General features: G+C 59.5%; 23 protein-coding genes and 1 pseudogene. 9 read left to right on the top strand and 15 right to left on the bottom strand.

Annotated elements, in window-relative coordinates; genetic code table 11:
• The 7 genes and pseudogenes from KGB23_RS09420 to KGB23_RS09450 form a co-directional block, all read right to left on the bottom strand.
• Nucleotides 1-229: pseudogene (locus KGB23_RS09420) on the bottom strand (IS4 family transposase); the annotation flags it as partial.
• A 184-nt stretch (nt 230-413) separates the two neighbouring features.
• Nucleotides 414-3,071: an aminopeptidase N gene (gene pepN, locus KGB23_RS09425; RefSeq protein ID WP_223430810.1), complete on the bottom strand. Its 2,658-nt coding sequence runs from the start codon at nt 3,069-3,071 to the stop codon at nt 414-416.
• 10 nt (nt 3,072-3,081) lie between these two features.
• On the bottom strand, nt 3,082-3,912 hold the full coding sequence (locus KGB23_RS09430; protein ID WP_223430811.1) for a DUF2797 domain-containing protein: 831 nt from the start codon (nt 3,910-3,912) through the stop codon (nt 3,082-3,084).
• Nucleotides 3,909-4,169 (bottom strand): YeaC family protein, encoded by a 261-nt coding sequence (locus tag KGB23_RS09435; RefSeq protein WP_008152127.1) that lies wholly within the window; start codon nt 4,167-4,169, stop codon nt 3,909-3,911. Before KGB23_RS09435 ends, KGB23_RS09430 begins: the two co-directional genes overlap by 4 nt.
• Nucleotides 4,170-4,202: 33 nt before the next feature.
• On the bottom strand, nt 4,203-5,072 hold the full coding sequence (locus KGB23_RS09440) for a rhomboid family intramembrane serine protease (RefSeq protein WP_223430813.1): 870 nt from the start codon (nt 5,070-5,072) through the stop codon (nt 4,203-4,205).
• Entirely contained in the window at nt 5,069-6,043 is a 975-nt protein-coding gene (locus KGB23_RS09445) for a metallophosphoesterase (RefSeq protein WP_411741492.1), read from the bottom strand. The genes KGB23_RS09440 and KGB23_RS09445 overlap by 4 nt, the downstream gene beginning before the upstream one ends.
• A complete protein-coding gene (locus KGB23_RS09450) occupies nt 6,040-6,930 on the bottom strand; it encodes an NAD(+) kinase (RefSeq protein WP_007906781.1) in 891 nt (296 codons plus the stop codon). The genes KGB23_RS09445 and KGB23_RS09450 overlap by 4 nt, the downstream gene beginning before the upstream one ends.
• Nucleotides 6,931-7,037: 107 nt before the next feature.
• Here KGB23_RS09450 and KGB23_RS09455 point away from each other — a divergent pair, with 107 nt between their 5' ends.
• Nucleotides 7,038-7,988 carry a DUF1853 family protein gene (locus KGB23_RS09455; RefSeq protein WP_223430815.1) on the top strand — a complete coding sequence of 317 codons (951 nt, stop codon included), beginning with the start codon at nt 7,038-7,040 and terminating at the stop codon, nt 7,986-7,988.
• Nucleotides 7,989-8,102: 114 nt separating this feature from the next.
• Here the strand turns inward: KGB23_RS09455 and KGB23_RS09460 are convergent, their stop codons facing one another.
• Together KGB23_RS09460 and KGB23_RS09465 are read right to left on the bottom strand one after the other, a co-directional pair.
• The gene (locus KGB23_RS09460; RefSeq protein ID WP_150657562.1) at nt 8,103-9,386 is read right to left on the bottom strand and encodes an arsenic transporter; all 1,284 of its coding nucleotides are present in this window, start codon (nt 9,384-9,386) and stop codon (nt 8,103-8,105) included.
• Nucleotides 9,387-9,646: 260 nt separating this feature from the next.
• Nucleotides 9,647-10,750 carry a DUF2855 family protein gene (locus tag KGB23_RS09465; RefSeq protein WP_223430816.1) on the bottom strand — a complete coding sequence of 368 codons (1,104 nt, stop codon included), beginning with the start codon at nt 10,748-10,750 and terminating at the stop codon, nt 9,647-9,649.
• A 55-nt stretch (nt 10,751-10,805) separates the two neighbouring features.
• Here KGB23_RS09465 and KGB23_RS09470 point away from each other — a divergent pair, with 55 nt between their 5' ends.
• On the top strand, nt 10,806-11,465 hold the full coding sequence (locus KGB23_RS09470) for a TetR/AcrR family transcriptional regulator (protein WP_223430818.1): 660 nt from the start codon (nt 10,806-10,808) through the stop codon (nt 11,463-11,465).
• Nucleotides 11,466-11,478: 13 nt separating this feature from the next.
• Here KGB23_RS09470 and KGB23_RS09475 read toward each other — a convergent pair whose 3' ends face one another.
• Nucleotides 11,479-12,039 (bottom strand): NADPH-dependent FMN reductase, encoded by a 561-nt coding sequence (locus KGB23_RS09475; protein WP_223430819.1) that lies wholly within the window; start codon nt 12,037-12,039, stop codon nt 11,479-11,481.
• A gap of 176 nt (nt 12,040-12,215) precedes the next feature.
• On the opposite strand from KGB23_RS09475, the gene KGB23_RS09480 reads away from it, so the two are divergent.
• Both KGB23_RS09480 and KGB23_RS09485 read left to right on the top strand, forming a co-directional pair.
• A complete protein-coding gene (locus tag KGB23_RS09480; protein WP_223430821.1) occupies nt 12,216-12,476 on the top strand; it encodes a hypothetical protein in 261 nt (86 codons plus the stop codon).
• An 88-nt stretch (nt 12,477-12,564) separates the two neighbouring features.
• Nucleotides 12,565-13,458, top strand: a complete 894-nt coding sequence (locus tag KGB23_RS09485; RefSeq protein ID WP_223430822.1) for a LysR family transcriptional regulator — start codon at nt 12,565-12,567, stop codon at nt 13,456-13,458.
• Here the strand turns inward: KGB23_RS09485 and KGB23_RS09490 are convergent.
• The 5 genes from KGB23_RS09490 to KGB23_RS09510 form a co-directional block, all read right to left on the bottom strand.
• On the bottom strand, nt 13,424-14,038 hold the full coding sequence (locus KGB23_RS09490; RefSeq protein ID WP_223430823.1) for a GNAT family N-acetyltransferase: 615 nt from the start codon (nt 14,036-14,038) through the stop codon (nt 13,424-13,426). The genes KGB23_RS09485 and KGB23_RS09490 overlap by 35 nt on opposite strands.
• A 14-nt stretch (nt 14,039-14,052) precedes the next feature.
• Complete coding sequence (locus KGB23_RS09495) at nt 14,053-16,308, bottom strand: Orn/Lys/Arg decarboxylase N-terminal domain-containing protein (protein ID WP_223430824.1); 2,256 nt, start codon at nt 16,306-16,308, stop codon at nt 14,053-14,055.
• Between the two features lie 227 nt (nt 16,309-16,535).
• A complete protein-coding gene (gene dnaQ, locus KGB23_RS09500) occupies nt 16,536-17,294 on the bottom strand; it encodes a DNA polymerase III subunit epsilon (protein WP_008152101.1) in 759 nt (252 codons plus the stop codon).
• Between the two features lie 212 nt (nt 17,295-17,506).
• A complete protein-coding gene (gene rnhA / locus KGB23_RS09505) occupies nt 17,507-17,959 on the bottom strand; it encodes a ribonuclease HI (RefSeq protein ID WP_008152099.1) in 453 nt (150 codons plus the stop codon).
• Nucleotides 17,960-18,051: 92 nt separating this feature from the next.
• Entirely contained in the window at nt 18,052-18,810 is a 759-nt protein-coding gene (locus tag KGB23_RS09510; RefSeq protein WP_008152097.1) for a methyltransferase domain-containing protein, read from the bottom strand.
• 65 nt (nt 18,811-18,875) lie between these two features.
• Here KGB23_RS09510 and gloB point away from each other — a divergent pair, with 65 nt between their 5' ends.
• From gloB to KGB23_RS09535, 5 genes are all read left to right on the top strand, one after another.
• Nucleotides 18,876-19,643 (top strand): hydroxyacylglutathione hydrolase, encoded by a 768-nt coding sequence (gene gloB / locus KGB23_RS09515; RefSeq protein WP_223430950.1) that lies wholly within the window; start codon nt 18,876-18,878, stop codon nt 19,641-19,643.
• A gap of 99 nt (nt 19,644-19,742) precedes the next feature.
• Nucleotides 19,743-21,197 carry a transglycosylase SLT domain-containing protein gene (locus KGB23_RS09520; RefSeq protein ID WP_223430826.1) on the top strand — a complete coding sequence of 485 codons (1,455 nt, stop codon included), beginning with the start codon at nt 19,743-19,745 and terminating at the stop codon, nt 21,195-21,197.
• A 309-nt stretch (nt 21,198-21,506) separates the two neighbouring features.
• Nucleotides 21,507-23,339, top strand: coding sequence for an extracellular solute-binding protein (locus tag KGB23_RS09525; protein WP_223430827.1), 1,833 nt, complete (start codon nt 21,507-21,509; stop codon nt 23,337-23,339).
• Nucleotides 23,336-25,177: an extracellular solute-binding protein gene (locus tag KGB23_RS09530; protein WP_223430829.1), complete on the top strand. Its 1,842-nt coding sequence runs from the start codon at nt 23,336-23,338 to the stop codon at nt 25,175-25,177. Before KGB23_RS09525 ends, KGB23_RS09530 begins: the two co-directional genes overlap by 4 nt.
• 4 nt (nt 25,178-25,181) lie before the next feature.
• Complete coding sequence (locus KGB23_RS09535; protein WP_223430830.1) at nt 25,182-26,255, top strand: microcin C ABC transporter permease YejB; 1,074 nt, start codon at nt 25,182-25,184, stop codon at nt 26,253-26,255.

The raw sequence follows: 26,255 nt of genomic DNA on the forward strand, positions 1-26,255 counted from the left end.
GTTCTGTGCGGCTGACCTTGTCATACAGCGCCGCCAAGCTGACGGGAAGATCCTCCATCTGCCGTGCAGCAGCATGTAGCGATGGTCGCAAGCCCAATGAAACAAGGGACATCAGTTCAACGATGGTAGAGAACAGAAGCTCACGCGGGTATTGCCGCTGACGATGTTCTTCGAACACCTGATCGACCCATTCGGCAGGAACAGCCTGCTCCAGTATCACTCTGGTCATGACACTGGCCGGTGTTTTTTTCTCAAACCGCGCTAGAACTTCTGCCCACATCGCTTTCGTCACCCTGACTGGAGTTTTGGGGGATTTTATCAAAGACCTTGAAAGGGCTGGCCGTAAGGGCGAAACCCTAAGTGGCCGTTACCGCAGGAATGGATATACACCCCCGCGAAAACAAGCCCCCAACTCAGGCCAGGCTTTTGCTGACCACTTCAAACACGTCGCTCGACAACTGACCCGAAGCGCGAATCCGCTCCAGCTCACCTTTCATCAACGCCTGACGAGCATCGTCATACTTGCGCCAGCGAGTCAGCGGCGCCAACTGCCGAGAAGCGATCTGCGGATTAAACCCGTTCAACTCGATCACCAGATCCGCGAGGAACCGATAACCCGAACCATCGGCCGCATGGAAGTTGATCAGGTTCTGCCCGGCAAACGCCCCCACCAGCGCCCGCACCTTGTTCGGGTTCTTGATATTGAATGCCGGATGCTGCATCAACGCCTTGACCCGCTCCAGCCCACCGGGCAACACACTGCCCGCCTGAACGCTGAACCACTGATCCATAACCAGCGGATTATCCTTGAAGTGTTCGGCGAAGGTCGCCAACGCCGTGGCTTTCTGCTCTTCGAACGACGAATTCACCAGCACCGCCAACGCCGTCAGACGCTCAGTCATGTTGTCGCTGCTCTCGAACTGCTCAAGCGTCGCCGCCACCACTTCCGGTTTACCGATGAGAATCAAGTACGACAGCGCAATGTTCTGCAATGCGCGACGGGCGAAGTGCTCGGCCTCGGCTACATACGGGGTTTTCTTCGACAGATCGCGATTGGCCTGATAACGCAGCCACAACGCTTCGAACAAACCTTCTGCCAATTGTTTACGAGCGAACTCGCGAGCGATGTGAATGGCGTCAACGTCAGCCACTTCGCTGATCTCGGTCAGATACGCCTCGCCCGGCAGCGAAAGCATTTCGGCGACCATCGCCTGATCCAGCGTCTCGTCGGACAACACAGTGCGCAAGGCAGAAATCAGGCGCTGATCCAGCACCAGTTTCTCGCCCTTTTGCTGCTGAGCAATCAACTCTTGCAGCACCTGAACCGACAATTGCTGACCCGCATCCCAGCGGTTGAAGCCGTCGCTGTCGTGCTGCATCAGGAACATCAACTGATCGCGGTTGTACGGGAAGCTCAGTTTCACCGGCGCCGAGAAGCCGCGCAGCAACGAAGGCAATGGCTGTTCCGCGATGTCGATGAAGGTGAATGTCTGCTCGGCGTCTGTCACCGAAATGACCCGTGAGGTGCCCTGAGCGCTGGCTTCACCGGAAAGACGCAACGCAATGGCCGCACCTTTGGCGTCCAGCAGGCCCAACTCGACCGGGATCACGAACGGTAACTTCTCAACCTTGTCCGGGGTTGCCGGGCAGCTTTGACGGAACGTCAGGCTGTAGGTTTTCGCCGCCGAGTCGTAGGACTCGCTGACCGCCAAACGCGGTGTGCCAGCCTGGCTGTACCAGCGTTTGAACTGGGTCAGGTCGACACCGTTGGCGTCTTCCATTGCTTTAATGAAGTCGTCGCAGGTCACGGCCTGGCCGTCATGGCGATCGAAGTACAGGTCGCTGCCTTTGCGGAAGCCTTCGGCGCCGAGCAAGGTGTGGATCATGCCGACCACTTCCGAACCTTTTTCGTACACGGTCAGGGTGTAGAAGTTGGAAATCTCGATGAAGCTGTCCGGGCGCACGGCGTGAGCCATGGGACCAGCATCTTCGGCGAACTGGTGGGTGCGCAGGTACGCCACGTCCTGGATACGCTTGACCGTGGCCGAGTTCATGTCGGCGGAGAAGCCCGAATCGCGGAACACGGTGAAGCCTTCCTTGAGCGACAACTGGAACCAGTCGCGGCAGGTCACGCGGTTGCCCGACCAGTTGTGGAAGTACTCGTGGGCAACGATCGCTTCGACCCGCTGGTGCGCGGCGTCGGTGGCGGTTTCGGCGCGGGCCAGCACGGCGCTGGAGTTGAAGATGTTGAGGCCCTTGTTCTCCATGGCGCCCATGTTGAAGTCGTTGACCGCGACGATCATGAAGATGTCCAGGTCGTACTCGCGACCGTACACCTCTTCGTCCCAGCGCATGGATTTCTTCAGGCTGTTCATGGCGTGCTGGCACTTGTCGATGTTTTCCGGCTCGACATAAATGCGCAGTGCCACGGAGCGATCGGTCATGGTGGTGAAGGTGTCTTCGACGCACCACAAATCACCGGCCACCAGCGCGAACAGGTAGGCCGGTTTCTTGAACGGATCTTCCCAGGTCGCCCAGTGCCGGCCGTCTTCGCCCGGACCACTGGCAATCGGGTTGCCGTTGGACAGCAACACCGGATAGCTGTGCTGTTCAGCGACGACCGTGGTGGTGAACGTGCTCATCACGTCCGGACGGTCGAGGTAATAGGTGATCTTGCGGAAGCCTTCGGCCTCGCACTGGGTGCAGAACATCGTGCCGGATTTGTACAGGCCTTCCAGCGCGGTGTTGGTTTCCGGGTGGATCTTGACGCTGGTGTCGACCGTGAAGGTGGTGCTGGTCGGGTGCAGGGTCAGATGGTTTTCCGTCAACTGATAGTCGGCGGCGGTCAATTCGTTGTCGGCCAGGGTGACCGACAGCAATTCAAGCTGCTGACCATCCAGCACCAGCGGCGGCAAGCCCGGGCCACGCTCAGGATTGCGGCGCATTACCAGTTGCGCATGGACCAGGCTGTGGTCCTCGTACAACTCGAAGGTCAGGTGCGTCTCGTCGATCAGGTACTCGGGCGCCTGATAGTCCTTCAGGTAGATCATCTTCGGTTGTTCGGTGCGCATGCTGGAGTCCTTACTGATGCACGGCGAGCTGATAGGCCGTGTATTTACGAACATTGATTACGCCGGTGTCGAAAATCAGGTACTGGCCCTTGATTCCCAACAGCGTGCCTTCGGCGATCGGATTCTTGTCCAGGTTGAAGCTGACGATTTTGGCCGGGTATTGCTCGACCGGATAGCGGATTTCGAGCGTTTCTACATCGGTAATGGTCTGGATCGCCTGTAGGCCGAATCGTTCCTGCAAACCTTGCAATCCTTCGGCGCAACTGTCGAACAGCTGATCACGAACCTGCGCCAGGTCGACCGACACCGCGTCGCCCTTGAGTAATGCACGCCAGTTGGTCTTGTCCGCTACCTGACTGCGGAACAGATCTTCGACGAAGCCCGACTGCTGACGGGTCGAAACCCGCATGATCGGCAGCGCCTGACGGGCGCCCTGATCGATCCAACGGGTCGGCAGCTGGGTGGCGCGGGTAATCCCGACCTTCACCCCCGAAGAGTTGGACAGATACACAATGTGATCCGTCATGCAGAACTTCTCGCCCCACTCCGGCTCACGGCAGGTGCCAGCGTCGTAGTGGCAACGCTCCGGGCTCATGATGCAGATGTCGCACTGGGCCAGTTTGGTCATGCACGGGTAGCAGTAACCCTGGCTGAAACTGGTTTTGGTCTTGCGTCCACAATGAGTGCAGTGAATCGCTCCCAGGTATTCCAGACGCACCGTGGTCCCGATCAAGGGATTGACCGGCACCTCGACGTCGTCCAGACGAAACGCGTACTGCACGTTCGGCCCGTCAAGGCGCGCCGACATTTTGCTGATTGCACCGCGGCCAATCTCGATCAATGGACGGCATCCGATTTGAACAGGATATTCGGCACTTCGATCGACTTGGAGCCGCACTCCTGCACGCCCATGTAACCGGTGCGCTGGTCTTCGGGCAGGTTCTGGATTTCCCAGGCGATCATCGCTTGCAGCGACAGCTCGCGTTGTTCGGCGGTGAGTTTGCCACCGTCGGACCATTTACCGATTTCCACCGCCAGTTTCAGGCTCTGGTAGATATCGGGGGTGATGTTGTTGATCATTTCGTTAAAAGAGGACATCAAGGGCTCCGCGCTCTTTATTGACATAACTAGTTAGGCGGCCAGTTTACGGCGGTTGTACAAACCACCCAACAAGCCGGTCAAGCATCCGACGAGCAACCCGCCGACGTGGGCCGCATTGGCAATTTCACCGAAGCCGATCATCGAGATCAGTCCCGACATACACAGCAGCAGCCACACCAGCATCATCACCAGCACGCCGCGCGGCAGGCGATAAGCCGGGTTTGGCGACAACAACTGAAAGATCCAGCAATGCCCGAGCAGGCCGTACAGCACGCCGGACAAGCCGCCAAACAGCGTCGGACCACTGAAAACAAACTGGGCGTAGTTCGAGACCAGGCCGAACAGCAACGTCAGGCCGATCAGGTTGATGCTGCCCTGGCGCGACTCGATGCGTCGCCCCAGTTCCCAGTACCACATGCCGTTCATGGCCAGGTGCAGGATGCCGAAGTGGATCAGCATCGGTGTCACCAGACGCCACCACTGCCCCGCCGCCAGGCTGTCAGCCAATGGCACGAAGTGGATGTACTCGCCGACAACCCGGAAATCGAGGAAGGTCAGCCAGCGCATCGTGTCGAGGTTTTCGCCCAGCAGCGTCACCGCACCGACAAGCAGGCTCAGCAGCAACACGAACGCCGTCGCCTTGGCGTGGCGCAGTTGCTCGACGAAACTTGGGCGCTGTATGGTTTGCGCCACCGGAATGTCCAGCTGTTGATCGGGATCACCGGCCGGGAAGCGTTCGTACAACGTGCGCACGTCTTCGCTGATGTTGGCCGGCACCCACAGCACCTGCTCACCCGCCTCTTCGCTGACCCGATGCGGCACCTGCATGCGCTGCAACAGTTTGACGAACCCGCTCAAGTCCACCGCCAGCGGCAGCCGTAAAACAGCAACGGCACTCATCGCAGTACCTCCGGGCGCTCGACATCGACCCAGACAAATTTATGCGGGTCGAGGCGGGTTTCCTGGTCCAGACGGTAGGCGACCAGTTTGCCGTAGAGCACGGCGCTGTAATCCAGGCAGGCCAGGTTCGGCCGGATCGGCACCGGTTTGCCGCTGCGCCAGTAATGGCCCACGAACAACAATGGCTCATCGACGCCATAGCGCAGCAAGGTGTTTTTTTCAGTGGACGACAGCGGCGTCCGGGCCACGGGTTCGGGCAAGGCGTCGGGCTGGAACACGATGTCTCCGTAGGTTTGCGGGTCGTCTTCCCAGAATTTGGTGCGGAAGAACGAACGCGTCAGGCCATCGCCGCTGGTCATGGTCAGACCATGAGGCAAGCGCATGTCAGTGCCGCGCAGCAGGCGGTCGAACACGGTGCAGGCGAAACTGCCCGGTACGGCCGAGGCCTGGAGGAAGTGCTCGTCGACACAGCCGTTGGGGAACAGGGCTCGCAGCGGTTCGATCAGGCCCGCGTCCCAGCAGGCATGCACCACCCGGAAACGCCCGGCATCGACGAACAATGGCATCTCATAGAACCATTGCAGGAAGTCATGCCAGTCAGCCGGATGGTCTTCGAATTGAGTCAGGGTTTCGTTCAGCAAACGGGCATGGCGCGGGGTATGTTCACGCACGAACTGCTTGCCGCTGCCCGGAGGCGCCGGCGTGCTCCAGCCGAGGGCGTTGAATTCATGGTTACCCATGATGCACAGCGCCTGGCCGGCTTCGACCATGTCGTGAACGATGTGCAGCGCTTCGCGAATCCGCGGGCCGCGGTCGATGATGTCGCCGACGAACACCGCCATACGCGACGGATGCCGCCAGACACCAGCGTTTTTTTGATAACCGAGCCGGTCGAGCAAGTGCTCAAGGGTCAGAGCGCAACCGTGCACGTCACCGATCAGGTCGTAGCTACGCGCGGGATCGAGCATCAGTCGCCTCCACCACCCAACTTGCTGCCCCAGCCGAGTTTGGTCCGGCAGACTTCATAGTAGTTGTGGTCGAGCGGGTGAATCAGCCGCAGTTTCTGGGCCTTCTTGCTGATCGTGATGGTGTCACCCGGCGCGCAGGTGAAATGATTCTGCCCGTCACAAGAGACTTGCGGGTAAATCTGCATATCTTTGGACACGACGATTTTCAGCTCACTGTTGCCATCGACCACAATCGGCCTGCCCGACAAGGTATGGGGGTACATCGGCACAATCACAATAGCGTCGAGCTTGGGATGCATGATCGGCCCGCCCGCCGACAGCGCGTAGGCAGTCGAACCGGTCGGCGTGGCGACGATCAGGCCATCGGCCTTCTGGCTGCAGACGAACTGGCCGTCGATGTACAACTCGAACTCGATCATCCGCGTCGATTTGCCGGGGTGCAGCACCACGTCGTTCAGCGCGTCGCCCTGACCGATGGCCTCGGCGTGACGACGGACTTCGGCTTGCAGCAGGAAGCGGTTCTCGACCAGATAGTGGCCGTCGAGCACTTCGGCGACTTTGACTTCCAGCTCATCGGGGCGAATATCGGTCAGGAAGCCCAGGCTGCCACGGTTGATGCCGAGCACCGGAATATTGTGTCGGGCCAGTGCGCGGGCGGCGCCGAGCAGGCTGCCGTCACCACCGACCACAATCACCATGTCACATACTTCGCCGAGCATCTTGCGCGACGAGGTTTGCAAGCCATGACCCGGCAAGACTTCGGCGATGGTGTCTTCGAGGATCACGTGCAGGTGACGATCGAGCAGAAACCGTTTCAGTCGGCGGACGGTATCCAGCACCTGAGAACTGCCCAGGCGACCGATGATGCCGATATTACGAAATTGCTCCATGAGGTTCCTGCGCGGCGGCGAAAAACACGATTATGGGCGAAAGCGCGGGATAGACAAAATCCTTTCAGCCACAACGGTGTACTCACGATTGAGGCTATGCTCGCAAGATGATCCTATTTCCCGATTTGCTGCAGTTACCCCACCAGTTGCGCCACCCCGAAGTGCGCGACCTGGCCTGGGTCATCCTCGCGCCGCCGATGCTTGGCGTCACGACGTGGCCGCAGCGTCACCCGCTGACCGGCAGTGACTGGGTACAAGCGCCTGATCAGCTGGAACGGTGGCTGCAGCAACTCGATCACGACAGTTATGACTTGCTGCACTGGCTGGCGCAGGCCCGAACCCGGCGATTGGGCTTGTACTACGAACGCCTCTGGCAATACGCCGTGCGGCACGCGCCGGGCATCGACCTGATTGCCGCCAACATGCCGATCCGCCGTGAAGGCCACACGCTGGGCGAGCTGGACATGCTGCTGCGCGATCGTGACGGCGTGCATCATCTGGAACTGGCGATCAAACTTTACCTTGGCCCGCAAAATGGCGACGGACACGACACGGCGCAGTGGCTCGGCCCCGGTTGCCACGATCGGCTGGACCGCAAACTGGCCCATCTGACGCAGCATCAATTGCCGATTTCGGCGCGCCCGGAGAGCCGCGAAGTATTGGCGGCGCTGGATATCCAGCAGTTCAGTGCGCATTTGTGGCTGGGTGGCTATTTGCTGTATCCCTGGCCAGGAACGGCCGAGCCGCCGAATGGCGCACATCCCCAGCATTTACGCGGTAGCTGGCTGCATCAGAAGGACTGGGCAGACTTTGTCGTGCAACGCCCATTCGGTCGCTGGCAACCCCTGCCCCGCCATGCCTGGCTGGCGCCGGCGCACTATCCGGTGGAGCAGACCTGGAGCATTGAACAGCTGAATGCCTGGCTCAGCGATCTGGAGCCACTGGCCCCGGCGCAGTTGCTGGTGCGACTCACAGAAAACGCCCAAGGCGATTGGGAAGAAGCCGAGCGGCTGTTTCTGGTGGCGGATCTTTGGCCGAATGTGCCTGGCAGTGGCTGAGATTTGTGGTGACTGCAATGGCCTCTTCGCGAGCAAGCCCGCTCCCACATTTGATCTCCTTATGACGAAGATCCAGTGTGGGAGCGGGCTTGCTCGCGAATGGGCCAACTCGGTCTAGATGGACAACCGCACAGCCAACGCCGCCAACGTCACCAACAACACCGGCACCGTCAGCACAATCCCCACCTTGAAGTAATACCCCCAGCCGATCCGAATGCTCTTGCGCTCCAGCACATGCAACCACAGCAACGTCGCCAGGCTACCGATCGGCGTAATCTTCGGCCCTAGGTCGCTGCCGATGACGTTGGCGTAGATCATCGCCTCCTTCACCACCCCGGTCGCCTGGCTGGCATCGATCGACAGCAAACCGATCAGCACCGTCGGCAGATTGTTCATCATCGACGACAGCAGCGCCGTCAGCACGCCCGTGCCCATGGCGGCGCCCCACACGCCGTAACCGGCAAAACCATCCAGCCATCCGGCCAGATACCCCGTGAGCCCCGCGTTGCGCAGGCCATACACCACCAGGTACATGCCCAACGAGAAAATCACGATATGCCAGGGCGCTTCTTTGATGACTTTGCGCGTGGAAATTTTGTGACCACGGGCCGCGATGGCCAGCAGCAACGCCGCGCACACCGCAGAAATGGCACTGATCGGAATCCCCAGCGGCTCGAGCGCGAAGCAGCCGAGCAGCAGAATCACCAACACGGCCCAACCGGCATAAAACGTGGCTTGGTCGTGGATCGCTGAAGCCGGATGCGCCAGTTGTTCGGGGTCGTAATCCTTGGGAATGGCACGACGGAAAAACCACATCAGCATCGCCAGGGTCGCCGCGACACTCACCAGGTTGACCGGGATCATCACCGCCGCGTAACGATTGAAGCTGATGTGGAAGAAGTCAGCGGAAACGATGTTCACCAGGTTCGACACAACCAACGGCAGACTCGCCGTGTCAGCGATGAAACCGGCGCCCATGACGAACGCCAGGGTCGCCGCCGGAGAAAAGCGCAACGCCAGCAGCATGGAAATCACGATGGGCGTGAGAATCAGCGCCGCCCCGTCGTTGGCGAACAACGCCGACACCAACGCGCCGAGCAGCACCATATAAGCAAACAGCTTGCGTCCGCTGCCCCGCCCCCAACGGGCGACGTGCAGCGCCGCCCAGGCAAAGAACCCCGCCTCGTCCAACAGCAGACTGATGACAATCAGCGCGACAAAAGTCCCGGTGGCGTTCCAGATAATCTGCCACACCAGCGGGATGTCGCTCAGGTGTACGACCCCGAAAATCAGCGCAAGCACCGCGCCGAATACCGCACTCCAGCCAACACCAAGGCCTTTTGGCTGCCAGATCACCAAAGTGATGGTCAGCAGGAAAATCAACGATGCGGTCAACATGCAGTGCAGCCTTGTCGGAAAAACAAACCGCGATTCAGCCGCAACACACGAGCGGAGTAAAGCCCAAACTTGCTGCCTCCCCCTAAACGCACCGGGGTCGATGTAGCAGCTGCCGAGCCTGCGAGGCTGCGTTCGGCGACGCAGTCGTCGTGAATCAGGCACCGCGGTGTCCCAGGAATACCGCGTTCGCAGGGTTTACGACGACTGCGTCGCCGAACGCAGCCTCGCGGGCTCGGCAGCTGCTACCACAGATCAATGTGCTATAGCCGAATCACATGCCCCTCGATCGGTGCGATCTGGCCGTGGAACAGCCGGGCAATCACGCTCTGCGCGGCTTCATAGCCTTTGTCCTCGACCACTTCCAGCAATGGTTTATCAGCCGCGGTCAACTGCCGGTAGAAACGCTGCAAACCCTCACCAATATGCTGACTGACCCCTTCTGGGCCCCACTCGGTATTGCGCTTGCGGATCTGGATCGGCGCAAAAAAGAACACCGGTTGCGGCCCTTCAATGGCCGTCAATCGAGCCTCATCGGTGCTTTGCGCAGAACCGGCGAAGCAGCTGTAAACCAACTGCCCGGCAAAATGCTGGTGCACCTGATCTCGCAAATCCAGGTCGCCGGAAAAATCCACATACAACGTAGGGCGGTCATTGGCCAGGTTCGCCAGTTCTGCGTAGGCCACCGTTCGCTCGTAACAACCGAGTTTCTCGACAAACGCCTTGTTGCCGGTCGAGGTCAGGGCCACCCGCTCCAGGTCAGGCTGATTTTCCAGGCAGACCGCCGTGCCATAGGCGGTTTTACTCGAAGCGCTGGAGAACACCAGCCGGGTCGCGCCAAAGAACTGCTTGTCCTGAAGGAAATCCGCCAGCATCGACGAGGTCAGGAACAGCGGTTTGAGCAAAATCTGCAGGTTTTCGGTTTCTGGGCTGTAGTACGAATCCCAACTGCAACGGGTGTATTGATTGTAGGCCGACGTCAGTGCCTGCCGATGCTCGGCGGCGTCATAAAAACCACGCTCGGAGACCCGTTCCGGGCGCATCCACAGATGGCTGGCAATTGGAAAGTACCCGTAGAAGCGCTCCCCGACTTTGATACCTGCCACATCAGACGCAATGACATCAGCAAAGCCCCACGCCGGGACGTGTCCCCATTCCGCCAACCCTGTAGGAAAGAACTCCCAGTAGTTCATCGAATTACCATAGGCCGCGTAGGTAATGTTGTTGGTGGTCAACGCGCACCGGTCGATTTTAAAAATCACCTCGCCGGCCGCCGGAATCAGGCTACGTTGCTCCTGCTCGATTCGGCTTTGGTCAAGGGCGTTTTTGCGGGTGATCAGCCGTGTTACCGTGCTCGAACTTTGCATCTTTCAGACTCCTGCTGCGAGTGAATGGCGGGTAGCACCAGAGTAGTGGCAGCCGATGAAGAGCGGGTTCGGAAACAACAAGGGCATCGCGCCCACCCTCAATCCCCGCGCAAAGCCGCTGAAACGGCCGAGCCAGGCCCGGGCGATTTTCACCGTAGAGGCAATTTACGAAGCGTTTGTTCGGATTTGGCAACGCGACGGCTGGTCGGGGTTGACCACGCGCGCGGTGGCCCTGGAAGCAGGCGTTGCCATTGGCACGTTGTACGATTACTTCCCGAGCAAGGAAGCCTTGTTGTCAGGCTACATTCGGCATTGCCTGGACGCCTTGTTACTGCGCCTTGATGAGTACGTCGTGCACGCGAAAGAGCTGAACTGGCCCGTCCGGGTCAAACGCTTGATACGCCTGACCTGCGATCCGAACGATACGTTTCAACCATTGTTCAACGATGATGTGTTGGCGATCGAACACCGGATCGCCGAACCCAAACATCACCGACGGCTATTCCAGGAGTTGTCGCAAAAATGGCGTGAAGCCTTCGTCTCCTGCGAGGACTTGCCCACTCAGCCGCCAGCATCAGCCATTGATGCCTGGGTCATCATGGCCTGGGGTGGCCGTCGTTATTGCATCACTGCACAACCGGCGGCGGAACAAACCGCCGCGTGGCTGTCGGAAATGGAAGCGATGATCTGTAGCCGACTGGCCAGCCCCCTGTAACCCAGGGGATTTGTCACGCTTTCTTATGTTGTTCGACCCAAAGACCATAAGCATTGATGAATTTTTGCAAAAACGGTTTTAGCGACTCGGACAGGTTACCCGCCTCGTCGAACGCTGAACCGGCATGGCTCAAGTAGGCTTCCGGTTGCTGCATACACGGCACATCCAGAAACACCATGGACTGGCGCAGGTGGTGGTTGGCGCCAAAACCGCCGATAGCGCCCGGTGAAGCACTGATCACCGCTCCAGGTTTTCCGCTCCAGGCACTCTTGCCATAGGGACGCGAACCCACATCGATCGCGTTCTTCATCGGCGCAGGCACCGAACGGTTGTATTCGGGGGTGACGAACAGCACCGCGTCGGATGAGCTCACTTGTTGCCGGAAAGTGCTGTAGGCTGCCGGCGGTGAAGCACCATCGATGTCCTCGTTGTAGAGCGGCAGATCGCCGATTTCGACGATAACCAGTTTGAGATTGGCAGGCGCCAGGTCGGCCAGGGCCAGCGCCACCTTGCGATTGATCGATTCCTTTCTCAAGCTGCCGACCAGTACAGCGATCGTATAGACGTTGCTCATGGAAGATTCTCGACTGTCCGATGGAAAGAGCTTGTAGTTATAGATGACGATTCAAGCAGTGGGCGACTGAAAAACGCCGCCCCTGACTATTTTTTTCCTGTAGGAAAACTTACCTCGCCCAACCACGGTCTACAGAGCCGCAAATTGAGTGATTTATCCCCAGAGGTTCTAAGCAGATGGCAGCAGTACTCGTCGGTCAGTTCCATGCAAGAGACGCGGAAGGCCGCGTTTATTCCGTGCATGAGTTCCAGGAATCCACCCCGTCGGCAGACGGTCTCACTGGCTCGGTGCCTGTCACCACTTATAAGCTGGCCATTGGCGATCGCGTTAAAAAGCTCGATGACAACCAGTTTGTGCTGGTGCAATCGGACGTCACTATCGTGCGCGAGCCCGACACCTATGTCGGCAGCCGGCCGGAAACCAACGTCGCTTCATAACCCCGTGTTATGAGCAGAAGTCATATGCGCGCACTTGAGTTAGGATTCAGCCACTGACTCCCTCACCTGCTGAACATGGACTTCACGCATGCGTTTACGTCATATCGAAGTGATCCAGGCGCTCCTGCAGACCGGTCACCTGGGCACCGCCGCCGAATGGCTGCAGTTGCCTGTGGCCGAAGTCGAAGGGATTCTGCGCGACGCCGAGGATCAGTTGGGTTTCATGCTGTTTTCCAGCGTGCGTGGACGCTTGCAGGCTACGCGCGAGGCGCGGGAGTTGCAGATTCAGATCGCCCACGTCTATGAAGCGCTCGAGCCGGTCCAGCGCCTGGCCAACAGCCTCAAGCAATATCAGGCTCCTCCACTTCGGATTATCTGCACGCCGCCCCTGGCACAACAGCTATTGCCACAGAGCATTGCCGCCCTGCGCCGACGCCTTCCTGACGCACCTTGCACCCTTCTGAGCCAACCTACCCGCGAGATCGTCAGAAACCTGCTGCTGCGCGAAAGCGATCTGGGCCTGAGCCTGCATGACCCCGATCACGCCGACATTCATTGCCAGGTGATCGCCCAAGGCAAACTTCAGCTGCTGGCACCCCACGGCTGGTTGCAACCCAAACAAAAGTACATCTCGCTGCAGGACCTGGCCGGCCAATCGATGGTGGGCCTGGAAGGTCATGATCCACTGAGCCCGGCGCTGGAAAACAAACTGCATGCCCTGCGCCCTGCTCCGATCATTCAGACCCGGGTACAGACTCACCAGATGATGCGCAGCATGGTCGAGGCCGGTGAAGGTCTGGCCATCGTCGACCCTTTCACCGCCCTCGGGGCGAAATCGGCCGGGCTGGATGCCTGCCCGCTGGCGCCTGCCGTGCCGATCAGCCTTTATGCCTTGACCCTCAAGAACGGCGAGCCATCGCCAGCGGTTCAGGCATTGCTGAGCATCATCACGGAACAAGCCGTGGCGATGTTGGCGAACTAACCGGGGTTTCCAGCGGATTATCGAACAATCGATACCAGAACAGCGCCACTTCGGCGGTGTTCGGATCGATCCCGCGATAACGCAAATGATCGATCCCGCCCAAGACGTAACCGCGGCGCTCATAGAGCCGGCAGGCCCCCAGGTTGTTGTTCTGGGTTTCAAGCATGATGCCCGGCAGTTTCTTTTTGCGGCTCCAGAACTGCGCCACATCCAGCAGGGCCTTGGCCACGCCATGACGGCGCGCCGGCGCATGCACCGCCAACTCGTCGATATGGGCAAAGCCGTTCCAGTTGGTGCTGACCACCAGGTGACCCACGGGCTCATCATCGAGATAAGCCATGAAAATCGCGCTGTCAGCGGCATCGCGGAAACTGCTGAACTCTTCGGGATCGATGCCGTAGCACTTTCGATAAGGCGTGATCGGCGTTACCGGCCACTGCTCCACCGGTTTACCGATTTCGGCGGCGCCGTAGACCGCGACTTCAAAACTGAAATCGCTGCCCCAGATATAGGCGGCAAAACCTTCGTCGGCAACGCGCACCGACAGCCCTGGGTATTTCGGATTCATGATCGGTTGCATACTGGGAAAGGTCCTCATTCCTTGATGCAATCAACGGTGTAATGCCGTCCATTGCCCTCGTCTTCGTGTTGCAATCCGTGCACATCAGCGACAAACCCCGGGAAGCTGCTATCGAACGTGCGCGCAAATGCCAGGTAATCGATGATCGAGCGCGTCGACTCGGTAAAGCGCTCGCCGGGCATGATCAACGGAATCCCCGGCGGGTACGGCACCAGCATGACAGCGGCGATCCGCCCATTCAGAGCATCGATCGACACCGCTTCAACTTCGCCACGCACCAATTGATCATAGGCGTCAGAAGGCTTCATGGCGATTTCCGGCAGCACGGTGTACATGCGCTTTAGGTGTTTGGCCGTGGCATTGCTGCGGTAGCAGGCGTGCAATTGATCGCACAGATCGCGCAAACCCATGCCCTGATAGCGAGCGACATTCTCTTGTGCCACGCACGGCAGGCACGTCGCGAGACTGACATTGGCATCGTAGCTGCGCTTGAACTCCAGCAACTCGGTCAGCAGCGTGCTCCACTTGCCCTTGGTGATGCCCATGGAGAACAACACCAGGAATGAATACAGCCCGGTCTTTTCAACGACCAGCCCACGTTCCCAAAGGAATTTGCTGACCACCGCCGCCGGAATCCCGCGCTCGCTGAGGGCGCCGCCTGCCGTCAGGCCCGGCATCACCAACGTGACCTTGATTGGATCAAGCAGCACGTAGTCGTCGGTCACGTCGCCAAAGCCGTGCCAGTCGGCGTCGGGTTCCAGCAGCCAGTCATCGGTGACCACACGATTGATGCCTTCCACCGACGGTGGCTGCCAGATGGAAAACCACCAATCGTCAGCGGCGATGTGCTGGCGCAAATTGGCCAGCGCCCGGCGAAAACTCAGCGCTTCGTCGAACATTTCCTGCAACAGCGAACGCCCGGCGGGGCCTTCCATCATGGCCGACGCCACATCCAGCGAAGCGATGATGCTGTACTGCGGTGAGGTGGAGATGTGCATCATGAACGCTTCATTGAAGCGATCCCGATCCAGCTGCCGCGCGCCGCCGTCCTGGACGTGAATCATCGACGCCTGGCTGAACGCCGCCAGCAGTTTGTGGGTGGAATGGGTGGTAAACACCAGCGGGCCGTCGTCACTGCGGGACGTGCCCATGCCGTAACGTCCGGCGAAGAACTCGTGAAACGCCGCGTAGGCGTACCAGGCCTCATCGAAGTGCAAGACCTCGACGCTGTTGCCTAACTGCTGTTTGATCAGCTCAGCGTTGTAGCAGAGGCCGTCGTACGTCGAATTGGTCACCACCGCCAACTTGACCTTGGGCGCCCGGCCCTTGGTCAGCGGGCTGGCGTCGATCTTGGCCTGAATCGATTCGCGGCTGAATTCGCTCAACGGAATCGGACCGATGATCCCCAGCTCATTGCGCTCCGGGCACAGGTACAGCGGGATGGCGCCAGTCATGATGATCGAGTGCAATATCGACTTGTGGCAGTTGCGATCCACCAACACCAAGTCATCGCGAGCAACCATTGAATGCCAGACGATTTTGTTGGCGGTCGATGTGCCATTGATCACGAAGAAAGTGTGATCGGCGCCGAAATTGCGGGCAGCACGGGCCTCCGCTTCTGCCAGCGGACCAGTGTGATCGAGCAAAGAGCCGAGTTCCGGCACCGACACCGACAAATCGGATCGCAGGGTATTTTCCCCGAAGAACTGGTGAAACGCCTGACCTACCGGGCTCTTGTGGTACGCCACACCGCCGCCATGGCCGGGCGTGTGCCAGGAATAATTCGAGTCAGCCGTGTGCTGCACCAGCGCTTTGAAAAACGGCGGCAGTAGACCATCCAGATATTTGCGTGCCGCTCGAGCGACCTGTCTGGCCAGAAAAGGCACGGTGTCTTCGAACAGATAAAGAATCCCGCGCAGCTGATTGAGTTCGGCCATGGCGTCGGCCGGAGCGTTCTCCAGGGTCACCTGCTCACCCAGTGCGAAGATTGGCAAGTCGGGCGCGCGCACCCGCGCCAGGCCAATCAGCTCGGCCATGTTGTGCAATAGATGAGAGTGAGTGCTGGCGTCTTCGGCCGCAATCAACATGCAGGAAAGACCGTGATGGGTCGAGGCGACCAGACGCCCTTCGGTGTAATCCACCGCCGAGACAATGCTGAAGCCTTCCTGCTCCAGCTCCCGGGCGATGCCACGCACGCGATCACCGGCGACGGTGTCGGCCTTGATGTCGCGATGGACGATCAGGACCGGGAATTTCAAATCTTTATACATGGGGCTCAGTGTCCTGAGGCGGCAGACCGTGGTCCGCCAATCACCTCAGGGTAGAGGGTTCGAGCGCATGTGGCGAGCGTGATGCCCTAAAATGGGTCATCGGGCGCGGTACGCCTTATCAAGATCAAAAGATCGCAGCCTCGTTTCACTCGACAGCTCCTACAACGGAATGCGTAACCCGTAGGAGCTGTCGAGTGAAACGAGGCTGCGATCTTTTTCCGAAGCGCCTACGCCTGAGCCTTGGCCTCGGCCAGTTGCTGCCAGAGCGATGGGGCGCCGGCGGATTTGGCGATGGTTTCCAGGCGTGCCACGTGTTGGGCCAGGTCATCTTCGCTGGCACGAATGATACGTGTCGGTTGACGATCGACCGGCAGACGGCGGATCTCGGTGGCGGAATTGTCCGCACCTTCCCCGGAACCATTGCCGTCGGAAGCATTACCGGCCAGGGACAGGCTGGTCTGGCCGCCCGTCATGGTCAGGTAAACGTCGGCGAGGATCTCGGAGTCGAGCAAGGCGCCGTGCAGTTCACGACCGGAGTTGTCGACGCCATAGCGTTTGCACAAGGCGTCGAGACTGTTGCGCTGCCCCGGGTGACGTTCCCGGGCCATCATCAGGGTGTCGAGGATCGAGCAGTGCTGCGTGATGTCCGCACGATCGTGCTGGCCCATCAGGGCGAATTCGTTGTTGATGAAGCCAACGTCGAACGCCGCGTTATGGATGATCAGCTGCGCACCCTTGATGAATTCAAAGAACTCATCGGCCACTTCAGTGAAGCGCGGCTTGCCGACCAAAAATTCGTTGGTGATGCCGTGGACGCCAATGGCGCCTTCATCACTCTCGCGGTCCGGTTGCAGGTAAACGTGGAAATGCCGGCCCGTCAGGCGCCGACCGATCAACTCGACACAACCGATTTCGATAATCCGGTGGCCGTCGGTCACCGGCATGCCGGTGGTTTCGGTATCGAGTACAACGGATCTGGTGGCCATCAGTGCTCAGCTCTCAACGGGTCATTCGTGCAAAAGCGGCGATGTTAACACGCCCGCCGGGGTCTTTCAGATACACCGTGTTGTACCCATTCGCGAGCAGGCTCGCTCCCACATTGAATTGGGAGCGCACACAGCATTTGTGTTTATGAGGATTAATGGGGGAGCGAGCCTGCTCGCGAATGGCGCGACGCGGTGCATCGGTAGTTCCGGTATCAAGCCTGTTTATAACCGCGCACTTCATCCACGCCACGGTTGGCCAATTGGTCAGCCCGCTCGTTGCCATGGTGACCGATGTGGCCACGCACCCATTTCCAGGTGACGTTGTGGCGATTGACCTGCTCATCCAGCAACTTCCACAGATCAGCGTTTTTCACCGGTTCTTTCGCGGCGGTTTTCCAGCCGCGCTTCTTCCAGTTGTCCATCCACTCGTTGATGCCTTTCATCACATACTGCGAGTCGGTGACCAGCAGCACGTCGCAGGAACGCTTGAGTTCTTCCAGGCCGCGGATCGCGCCCATCAGCTCCATGCGGTTGTTGGTGGTGTTGGCTTCGCCGCCCCACAGTTCTTTTTCAATGCCCTTGCACACCAGCAAAGCGCCCCAGCCGCCAGGACCAGGATTGCCTTTGCAGGCGCCGTCGGTGAAGAGTTCTACGCTATCGCTCATGCCAATCTATCCAGAAAATGCGGTGGCTCGCCGATCGGTGATCGACGATGCCCGAGGCCAGGGCAAGCCCGGCCGGGAAAATAAAAAGTGTATTACGGATCGATGCGGCGACGATTGACCTTGGCCATCGGCAATGGAATCAGCTTGCCCATCGGTTCGCGCCGCTCCTGACGGACGGGCCGCAGGCCCACCACGATCTTGCGCGCAACCAATAAATAGAAGCCGCCACCCGAGAGTTGCCAGTCACCGGCCTTGCGCTCCCAACCGGCCAGACGAGCCTGCCAGGCGGGTGACGCAAGCGGCGGACGATAGCACCCGAAGCGGCGTTTCTCCAGCGCGAAACCCAGCAGGTTCAGCCAGTCACCGACCCGCGACGGGGAGATGCAGCGAGCCTTGCGCAAGGCGTCGTGAGCAAAAACGTGACGCAAACCCCAGGTGCTCCAGGGGTTGATCCCGACGATCAGCAGATGCCCGCCTGGCCGCACGCTGCTCGCCGCTTCGCGCAGCAGACCGTGGGGCGACAGGCAGAAATCCAGCCCATGCTGCAACACCACCACATCGGCGGCATGCTCGCTCAAAGGCCACGCCTGCTCTTCGCAGACGATCTCGACGCCCGGCAACGGCGCGCCGAGCCGCACATTGCGCTGGACTTGCGGCGCCGACGGCGGCGTCTGGGCCGACGGGCCGTAATGCACCAGGTAGCCACCGAAGAACCGTCCCAACTCGTCTTCGAGCATGCGACGTTCTTCGTCCAGCAGAAATTGCCCGATGGGGCCAGACAGCCATTCACGGGCCGCGCTGATCAATGTCAGCCATTCAGGATCAGCCTGAGCGAACGCTTTATCGGTCATTGCATTCTCCAACGCGCCAGGAAGTTCTAAGATGCGCCATTGTTTTCTGCTTGGCGAATCCGACGATGATACAGATCAGTGCCCTGCCCGCCTTCACCGACAACTACATCTGGTTATTACAAGACCACCGCACCCAGCGCTGCGCCGTGGTCGATCCGGGCGATGCCGCGCCAGTGCAGGCCTGGCTCGCAGCGCATCCGGGTTGGATGTTGAGTGATATTTTGATCACTCACCATCATCATGACCACGTCGGCGGCGTCGAGCAGCTGAAAAAAGCGACAGACGCGACAGTCTACGGTCCGGCCAGCGAAACCATCCCGCTGCGGGACGTGGCCCTCAAGGACAACGACCGCGTCAGCGTGCTGGGCTGTGACTTCGATGTCTTTGCCGTCCCCGGCCACACCCTGGGGCATATCGCCTATTACCATCACGGTTTGCTGTTCTGCGGTGACACCCTGTTCGCTGCCGGTTGCGGACGCTTGTTCGAAGGCACGCCGGAGCAAATGCATACCTCACTGACCCGCCTCGCCGCGCTGCCTGAAGATACGCTGATCTACTGCACTCACGAGTACACCCTGAGCAACCTGAAGTTTGCCGCAGCGGTCGAACCAGGCAATCCGGACACCGCCGCACGTCTGGAAAAAGTCACCGCACAACGTGAAGCAGGGATCATGACGCTGCCCTCTACTCTGGCGCTTGAAAAGCTTACCAACCCGTTTTTGCGTGTCGACGAAACATCCGTTAAAGAAAAAATGGACGAACGGAATGGAACCCAAAACCGGGCTCCGAGTGCGGTTTTTGCTGCCCTACGTGCCTGGAAAGATAAGTTCTAAGTGGCCATCACGCTGGTACAAAAATTCTGAATGGTTGACCGCAGGGGGTACGCTTTCTAGAATCGCCCGACATTTTTGCCCGGAACTTACTTCCAGCCAATGTCGTCATCTATTCGTAAAGCCATCAATTCAGACGCATTGACCCGCTTGGCTCAAGCCATTGCGGTGGCTGTGTCCGCCACTCTGGCGGGCTGTTCCAGCCATGTGCCGCAGACCGACGCGGCACACACTCCGAACATCGCCGCCCGGGCCAAGCAGAAACCTATCTGGCTCAGCGAAAAACCGACGCCGCAAATTCCACAAGATGTCTGGGAGCGCATGCGCCAGGGCTTCCAGTTGCAGGACAACGTGGGCGTCAACCCGCGCATCGAGCAACAGCGCCTGTGGTTCGCCAGCAACCCGTCCTTCCTCGAAAACGCCGGCGAACGCGGCAGCCTCTACATTCACTACATCGTCGAACGCCTTGAAGAACGCAACATGCCGCTGGAACTGGCGTTGCTGCCAGTGATTGAAAGCGCCTACAACCCGATGGCCTATTCCCGGGCCGACGCGGTTGGCTTGTGGCAATTCATCCCTTCCACCGGGCGTTACTTCAACCTGCGTCAAACCCGTTTCTATGATGGCCGTCGCGATATCACCGCCTCGACCACCGCGGCCATGGATTACCTGACCCGCCTGCACGACATGTTCAACGGCGACTGGCTGCTGGCCCTGGCGGCCTACAACGCCGGCGAAGGCACTGTAAGCCGGGCCATCGAGCGTAACGAAAAGCTCGGTTTGCCGACCGATTACTGGAACCTGCCGCTACCGGCCGAAACCCAGGCCTACGTGCCGAAGCTGCTGGCCTTGTCGCAAGTGGTGCTGGCACCTGAAGCCTACGGCGTGAACCTGAACCCGATCGCTAACGAACCGTACTTCCAGGTCGTCGAAATCAACCAGCGCATGGACCTGTCCAAGGTCGCCGCGGTGGCTAACATCGACGAAGACGAACTGTTCCAGCTCAACCCGGCCTTCAAGCAGCGCACCACTATCGACGGTCCACAGCATTTGCTGGTGCCAACGTCCAAGGCGCAGCTGCTGACTGCCAGTCTGTCGACCATGCGCCCTGAAGAGTTGATCAGCAAGAAGCCGCTCAAGCCGGTATTCGAAGGCTCGGACGACTCCGAAATTGCCAGTCTCAAACGCGCTTATCGCGTTAAACGCGGCGACAACCTCGGCACCATTGCCAAGGCCAACAAAGTCGACATCAAGGACCTGCAGCGCTGGAACAAGCTGACCGGCAAGAACCTCAAGGTCGGCCAGACACTGGTCATGCAGGACACGGCCAAGCGCTCTTCCGGACGCGTCAACACTGTCGTAGCCGCGAACAGCAAAGCAAACAGCAAAGCTGACAAACAGAAGCCGCAGACCCAATACAAGGTCCAGCAAGGCGACTCGCTGTACATGGTTGCCAAGCGTTTCAACGTTGAAATGCAACACCTCAAGCGCTGGAACCCGCGTGTCGGCCAGGCGCTGAAGCCTGGTCAGATGCTGACGGTGGCTTCCCCACGCTAAAATGAGCCCCCGATTTCAGGGGCTTTTTTTTTGAGATGTAATGACGAACGCTTTTGTGGCGAGGGAGCTTGCTCCCGCTCGGTTGCGCAGCAACCGCTGAATCTGCAACACGCTGTGTCATCAATCACCGCATACCCGTTTTGGGGCCACTTCGCGACCCAGCGGGAGCAAGCTCCCTCGCCACAGGTTCGCGTGTGCAGGCCAATCCATCAACAATTAACCCTGCATTAAGTCCCGTCTTTTTCCTGTCGATACAAGCTGTTACTGTACGGGCCACAAAGCCCAAGCCGCCTGGATCGGATCCCTGACTTGAAGCGTCCCCTCCTCCTGCTCCTGATCAGCCTGGCCTTGAGCTCCCCCGCAAGCGCGACGATCAGCGAAAGCCATGGTTATGCGCAGTTCGGCACGCTCAAGTACCCGGCCAGATTTACCCACTTCGACTGGGTCAACCCGCAAGCGCCCAAGGGCGGTACGTTGCGGGTGATGGCGTTTGGCACCTTCGATACACTCAATCCCTACACCTTCAAGGGTTCAAGCCCGGTTTCCACGCCGAATTTCCTGCAATACGGCATCAACGAGCTCAACGAACCGCTGATGGTCGGCACCGGCCAGTACGCGCCGTCCGGCGATGAACCGACCTCCAGCTATGGCCTGATCGCCCAATCGGTGGAATACAGCGAAGACCGCAGCTGGGTGGTGTTCAATCTGCGCCCCGAAGCGCGTTTCCACGACGGCACACCGATTACCGCCTATGACGTGGCGTTCTCCTACCGCTTGCTGCTCAAGGAAGGCCATCCGCAATACCGCACCAACCTTCAGGAAGTGTCGCGGGTCGACATCCTTAATCCGCAGCGCATTCGTTTCGTCTTCAAGCGCGCCGGCAATCCGTTGCTGATCCTGCGCCTGGGCGAATTGCCGGTGCTGCCCCAGCATTACTGGAAAGGTCGTGACTTCAAGGCCACCACCTTCGAACCGCCACTGGGCAGCGGACCGTATCGCATTACGTCGGTAGAGCCTGGGCGGAGGATCATTTTCGAACGGGTCAAGGATTACTGGGGCAAGGACCTGCCGGTCAATCGCGGCAAATACAACTTCGATCGCATGGAAGTCGAGTTCTACCGCGACAGTGACGTCGCGTTCGAAGCCTTCAAGGCCGACGAATTCGACATCTACATCGAGCATCAGGCGAAGAACTGGGACAACGGCTACAGCTTCCCGGCGGTACGGCGCGGCGATGTCATCAAGGCACAAATCCCGCATCAGATCCCGACCCAGAGCCAGGGTCTGTTCATGAATTCCCGGCGCCCGGCCTTCTCCGAAACCAAAGTCCGTGAAGCGCTGGGCCTGATGTTCGACTTCGAGTGGACCAACCGCACCCTGTTCAGCGGCGCTTACAAGCGCGCCATGAGTTACTACCCCAACAGCGAGTTCTCCGCGACAGGCCTTCCGGTCGGCCATGAATGGCTGATGCTCACGCCGTATCGCGAGCAGTTGCCCGCCAAGCTGTTCACCGAGCCGTTCAGCCTGCCGCAGACCCAAGGGCGCGGGATCCCCCGGGAAACCATGCGCAAAGCCCTGAGCCTGCTTGCCGAGGCCGGCTGGAAGCTCAGCGGCCAGCATGTTCAGAACGCCGCTGGCCAACCGTTGCGTTTGGAGATCCTGCTGGTCAACCCGAACCTGGAGCGCATCCTTCAGCCTTACGTCGAGAACCTCGCCAGCATCGGCATCGACGCCCGGTTGCGTACGGTCGATCGCGCCCAGTACAAACAACGCCTCGATCAGTTCGATTTCGACATGATCCTGATGACCCTCAACCAGACGCTCAGTCCGGGCCTGGAACAATGGCAGTACTTCCATTCCAGCCAGGTCGGGGTCAAGGGCAGCAAAAACTACGCCGGAATCGCCAATCCGGTGGTCGACCATTTACTCGAACAATTGCTCGCCGCCCAGACCCGCGATGAACAGGTCGCCGCCGGCAAGGCCCTGGACCGGGTGCTGCTGTGGCAGCACTACATCATTCCCAACTGGTACCTCAATTATCACCGCCTGGCCTACCGCAACCGGTTCGCCTTCGTCACCACGCCGCCCTACACGTTGGGCCTGAGCGCTTGGTGGCTGAAATCTTCGGAGAAAGATCGATGAAACCCGTACGCACCCTGCTCCTGCAGGCCAGCGGTCTGTTGTTCGCCGGGCTGGCCTGTGCCGCCCCGCAACATGCCCTGACCCTGTACAACGAGCCGCCGAAATACCCGGCCGATTTCAAACATTTCGATTACGTGAACCCCGACGCGCCCAAGGGCGGGATCTTCCGTCAGGCCGGATTCGGCGGCTTTGACAGCCTCAATCCCTTCATCAACAAGGGTGTCGCGGCCGACGACATCAGCATGATCTACGACACCCTGGCCAAACAGGGCCTGGATGAACCGTTCACCGAGTACGGCCTGGTCGCCGGCAAGATTGAAAAAGCCCCGGACAACAGCTGGGTGCGTTTCTACCTGCGCCCCGAAGCGCGCTTCCACGACGGGCATCCGATGCGCGCCGAGGACGTGGTGTTCAGCTTTCAGACTCTGATCAAGGACGGCGCGCCGCTGTACCGCGGTTACTACAGCGATGTCGAGGAAGTGGTCGCTGAAGATCCGCTGACGGTGCTGTTCAAGTTCAAACACAACAACAACCGTGAACTGCCACTGATCCTCGGCCAGTTGCCGGTGCTGCCCAAGCATTGGTGGGCGACTCGCGATTTCACCAAGGGCAACCTGGAAATGCCGTTGGGCAGCGGCCCGTACAAGGTCAGCGAAGTCAAGGCCGGACGTTCGGTGCGTTATGAGCGGGTCAAGGATTACTGGGCCAAGGACCTGCCGGCGAACCGCGGGTTCTACAACTTCGACGTGATGACCACCGACTACTACCGCGACAACACCGTGGCCCTGGAAGCACTCAAGGCCGGGCAGTTCGATTACTGGCTCGAAATGGCAGCCAAGAACTGGGCCAACGCCTACAACATTCCGGCCGTCACCGAGGGCCGGTTGATCAAGGAACAGATCCCCAACGGCAACCCCACCGGCATGCAAGGCTTTGTATTCAACCTGCGCCGCCCGGTGTTTCACGACGTACGCGTGCGCCAGGCCCTGACCCTGTTGCTGGACTTCGAATGGACCAACAAGCAACTGTTCAACGGCGCCTACGCGCGCACCCGCAGTTATTTCGAGAATTCGGAAATGGCGGCCAGCGGCCTGCCGGACGCCGATCAATTGGCGATCCTCGACCCGTTCCGCGGCAAGATTCCCGAGCAGGTGTTCAGCGAGGCGTTCCAGAACCCGCTGACCGACGCCAGCGGCATGATCCGCACCCAGCAGCGCAAAGCCTATCAACTGCTGCAAGAGGCGGGCTGGCGGATCGTCGATGACAAGATGGTCGACGCCAATGGCAAACCGGTGACCATCGAGTTCCTGTTGGCCCAGACCGAATTCGAGCGGGTGCTGCTGCCGTTCAAGCGCAACCTGAGCGATCTGGGGATTGACCTGGTGATCCGCCGGGTCGACGTCTCGCAGTACATCAACCGCGTGCGCTCACGGGACTTCGACATGATCGTCGGCAGCTTCCCGCAGTCCAATTCACCGGGCAATGAACAGCGTGAATTCTGGATGTCTGACGCCGCCGACAAACCCGGCAGCCGCAATTCCATGGGCCTGAAAGACCCGGTGGTGGACCAGTTGGTCGAGCAACTGATCAACGCCGATTCGCGCAAAAGCCTGGTGGCCCATGCACGCGCGCTGGACCGCGTGCTGCAATGGGGCTATTACGTGATCCCCAACTGGCACATCAAGACCTGGCGCGTGGCGTATTGGAACCACATCGGTCATCCGAAAATCTCCCCCAAGTACGACATCGGCATTAACACCTGGTGGGTCAAGCCCGATGCCAAACCAGCGGTAGAAGTCGAAACCAAACTGCAAGCCGACCCTGCGGGCACGGAGTAATCAGATGCTGGCGTATATTTTTCGGCGACTGCTGCTGATCATCCCGACCTTGCTCGGCATTTTGCTGATCAACTTTTTGATCATCCAGGCCGCCCCCGGCGGGCCGGTGGAGCAGATGATCGCCAAGCTCGAAGGTTTCGAAGGTGCCACCAGCCGCATCGCCGGCGGCGGTGCCGAAGTCTCGGTGGCGGGCTCCGCCTATCGCGGCGCCCAGGGCCTGGACCCGGCGCTGGTCAAGGAAATCGAGCACATGTACGGCTTCGATAAATCGGCGCCGGAACGCTTGTGGATCATGATCAAGAACTACGCCACGCTTGATTTTGGCGACAGCTTCTTCCGCGACGCCAAGGTCATCGACCTGATCAAGGAAAAGATGCCGGTGTCGATCTCGCTCGGGCTGTGGAGCACGCTGATCATGTATCTGGTGTCTATCCCGCTGGGGATCGCCAAGGCGACGCGACACGGCAGCCACTTCGACGTCTGGACCAGTTCGGCAATCATCGTCGGCTACGCGATCCCGGCGTTCCTGTTCGCCATCCTGCTAATTGTGGTGTTCGCCGGCGGCAGCTATTTCGACTGGTTCCCGCTTAGGGGGCTGACCTCCAACAACTTCGATGAGTTGAGCATGGGCGGCAAAATTCTCGATTACTTCTGGCACCTGGCACTGCCGGTGACGGCGCTGGTGATCGGCAACTTCGCGACCATGACGTTGCTGACCAAGAACAGCTTCCTCGACGAAATCAACAAGCAGTACGTGGTCACCGCCAAGGCCAAGGGCCTGACCAACCACCGCGTGCTCTACGGCCATGTGTTCCGCAACGCCATGCTGCTGGTGATCGCCGGGTTCCCGTCGGCGTTTATCGGCATCTTCTTCACTGGCTCGTTGCTGGTAGAGGTGATCTTCTCCCTCGACGGCCTCGGGCTGATGAGTTTTGAGGCGGCGATCAACCGCGATTACCCAGTGGTTTTTGGCACGTTGTTCATCTTCACCCTGTTGGGATTGGTGGTGAAACTCATCGGCGACCTCACGTACACCTTTGTCGATCCGCGCATCGACTTCGAAAGCCGGGAGCATTGA

The sequence above is a fragment of the Pseudomonas sp. GL-B-26 genome (assembly GCF_019947405.1).
Taxonomy (GTDB): Bacteria; Pseudomonadota; Gammaproteobacteria; order Pseudomonadales; family Pseudomonadaceae; genus Aquipseudomonas.

Coding starts and splice junctions, on each gene's coding strand:
- KGB23_RS09510 (WP_008152097.1), bottom strand. CDS start 18,810: ATGACCGATAAAGCGTTCGCTCAGGCTGATCCTGAATGGCTGACATTG.
- KGB23_RS09465 (WP_223430816.1), bottom strand. CDS start 10,750: ATGCAAAGTTCGAGCACGGTAACACGGCTGATCACCCGCAAAAACGCC.
- KGB23_RS09530 (WP_223430829.1), top strand. CDS start 23,336: ATGAAACCCGTACGCACCCTGCTCCTGCAGGCCAGCGGTCTGTTGTTC.
- rnhA (WP_008152099.1), bottom strand. CDS start 17,959: ATGAGCGATAGCGTAGAACTCTTCACCGACGGCGCCTGCAAAGGCAAT.
- KGB23_RS09460 (WP_150657562.1), bottom strand. CDS start 9,386: ATGTTGACCGCATCGTTGATTTTCCTGCTGACCATCACTTTGGTGATC.
- KGB23_RS09520 (WP_223430826.1), top strand. CDS start 19,743: ATGTCGTCATCTATTCGTAAAGCCATCAATTCAGACGCATTGACCCGC.
- gloB (WP_223430950.1), top strand. CDS start 18,876: ATGATACAGATCAGTGCCCTGCCCGCCTTCACCGACAACTACATCTGG.
- KGB23_RS09535 (WP_223430830.1), top strand. CDS start 25,182: ATGCTGGCGTATATTTTTCGGCGACTGCTGCTGATCATCCCGACCTTG.
- KGB23_RS09480 (WP_223430821.1), top strand. CDS start 12,216: ATGGCAGCAGTACTCGTCGGTCAGTTCCATGCAAGAGACGCGGAAGGC.
- KGB23_RS09475 (WP_223430819.1), bottom strand. CDS start 12,039: ATGAGCAACGTCTATACGATCGCTGTACTGGTCGGCAGCTTGAGAAAG.
- KGB23_RS09450 (WP_007906781.1), bottom strand. CDS start 6,930: ATGGAGCAATTTCGTAATATCGGCATCATCGGTCGCCTGGGCAGTTCT.
- KGB23_RS09485 (WP_223430822.1), top strand. CDS start 12,565: ATGCGTTTACGTCATATCGAAGTGATCCAGGCGCTCCTGCAGACCGGT.
- KGB23_RS09455 (WP_223430815.1), top strand. CDS start 7,038: ATGATCCTATTTCCCGATTTGCTGCAGTTACCCCACCAGTTGCGCCAC.
- KGB23_RS09435 (WP_008152127.1), bottom strand. CDS start 4,169: ATGTCCTCTTTTAACGAAATGATCAACAACATCACCCCCGATATCTAC.
- KGB23_RS09495 (WP_223430824.1), bottom strand. CDS start 16,308: ATGTATAAAGATTTGAAATTCCCGGTCCTGATCGTCCATCGCGACATC.
- KGB23_RS09470 (WP_223430818.1), top strand. CDS start 10,806: ATGAAGAGCGGGTTCGGAAACAACAAGGGCATCGCGCCCACCCTCAAT.
- KGB23_RS09440 (WP_223430813.1), bottom strand. CDS start 5,072: ATGAGTGCCGTTGCTGTTTTACGGCTGCCGCTGGCGGTGGACTTGAGC.
- pepN (WP_223430810.1), bottom strand. CDS start 3,071: ATGCGCACCGAACAACCGAAGATGATCTACCTGAAGGACTATCAGGCG.
- KGB23_RS09490 (WP_223430823.1), bottom strand. CDS start 14,038: ATGCAACCGATCATGAATCCGAAATACCCAGGGCTGTCGGTGCGCGTT.
- dnaQ (WP_008152101.1), bottom strand. CDS start 17,294: ATGGCCACCAGATCCGTTGTACTCGATACCGAAACCACCGGCATGCCG.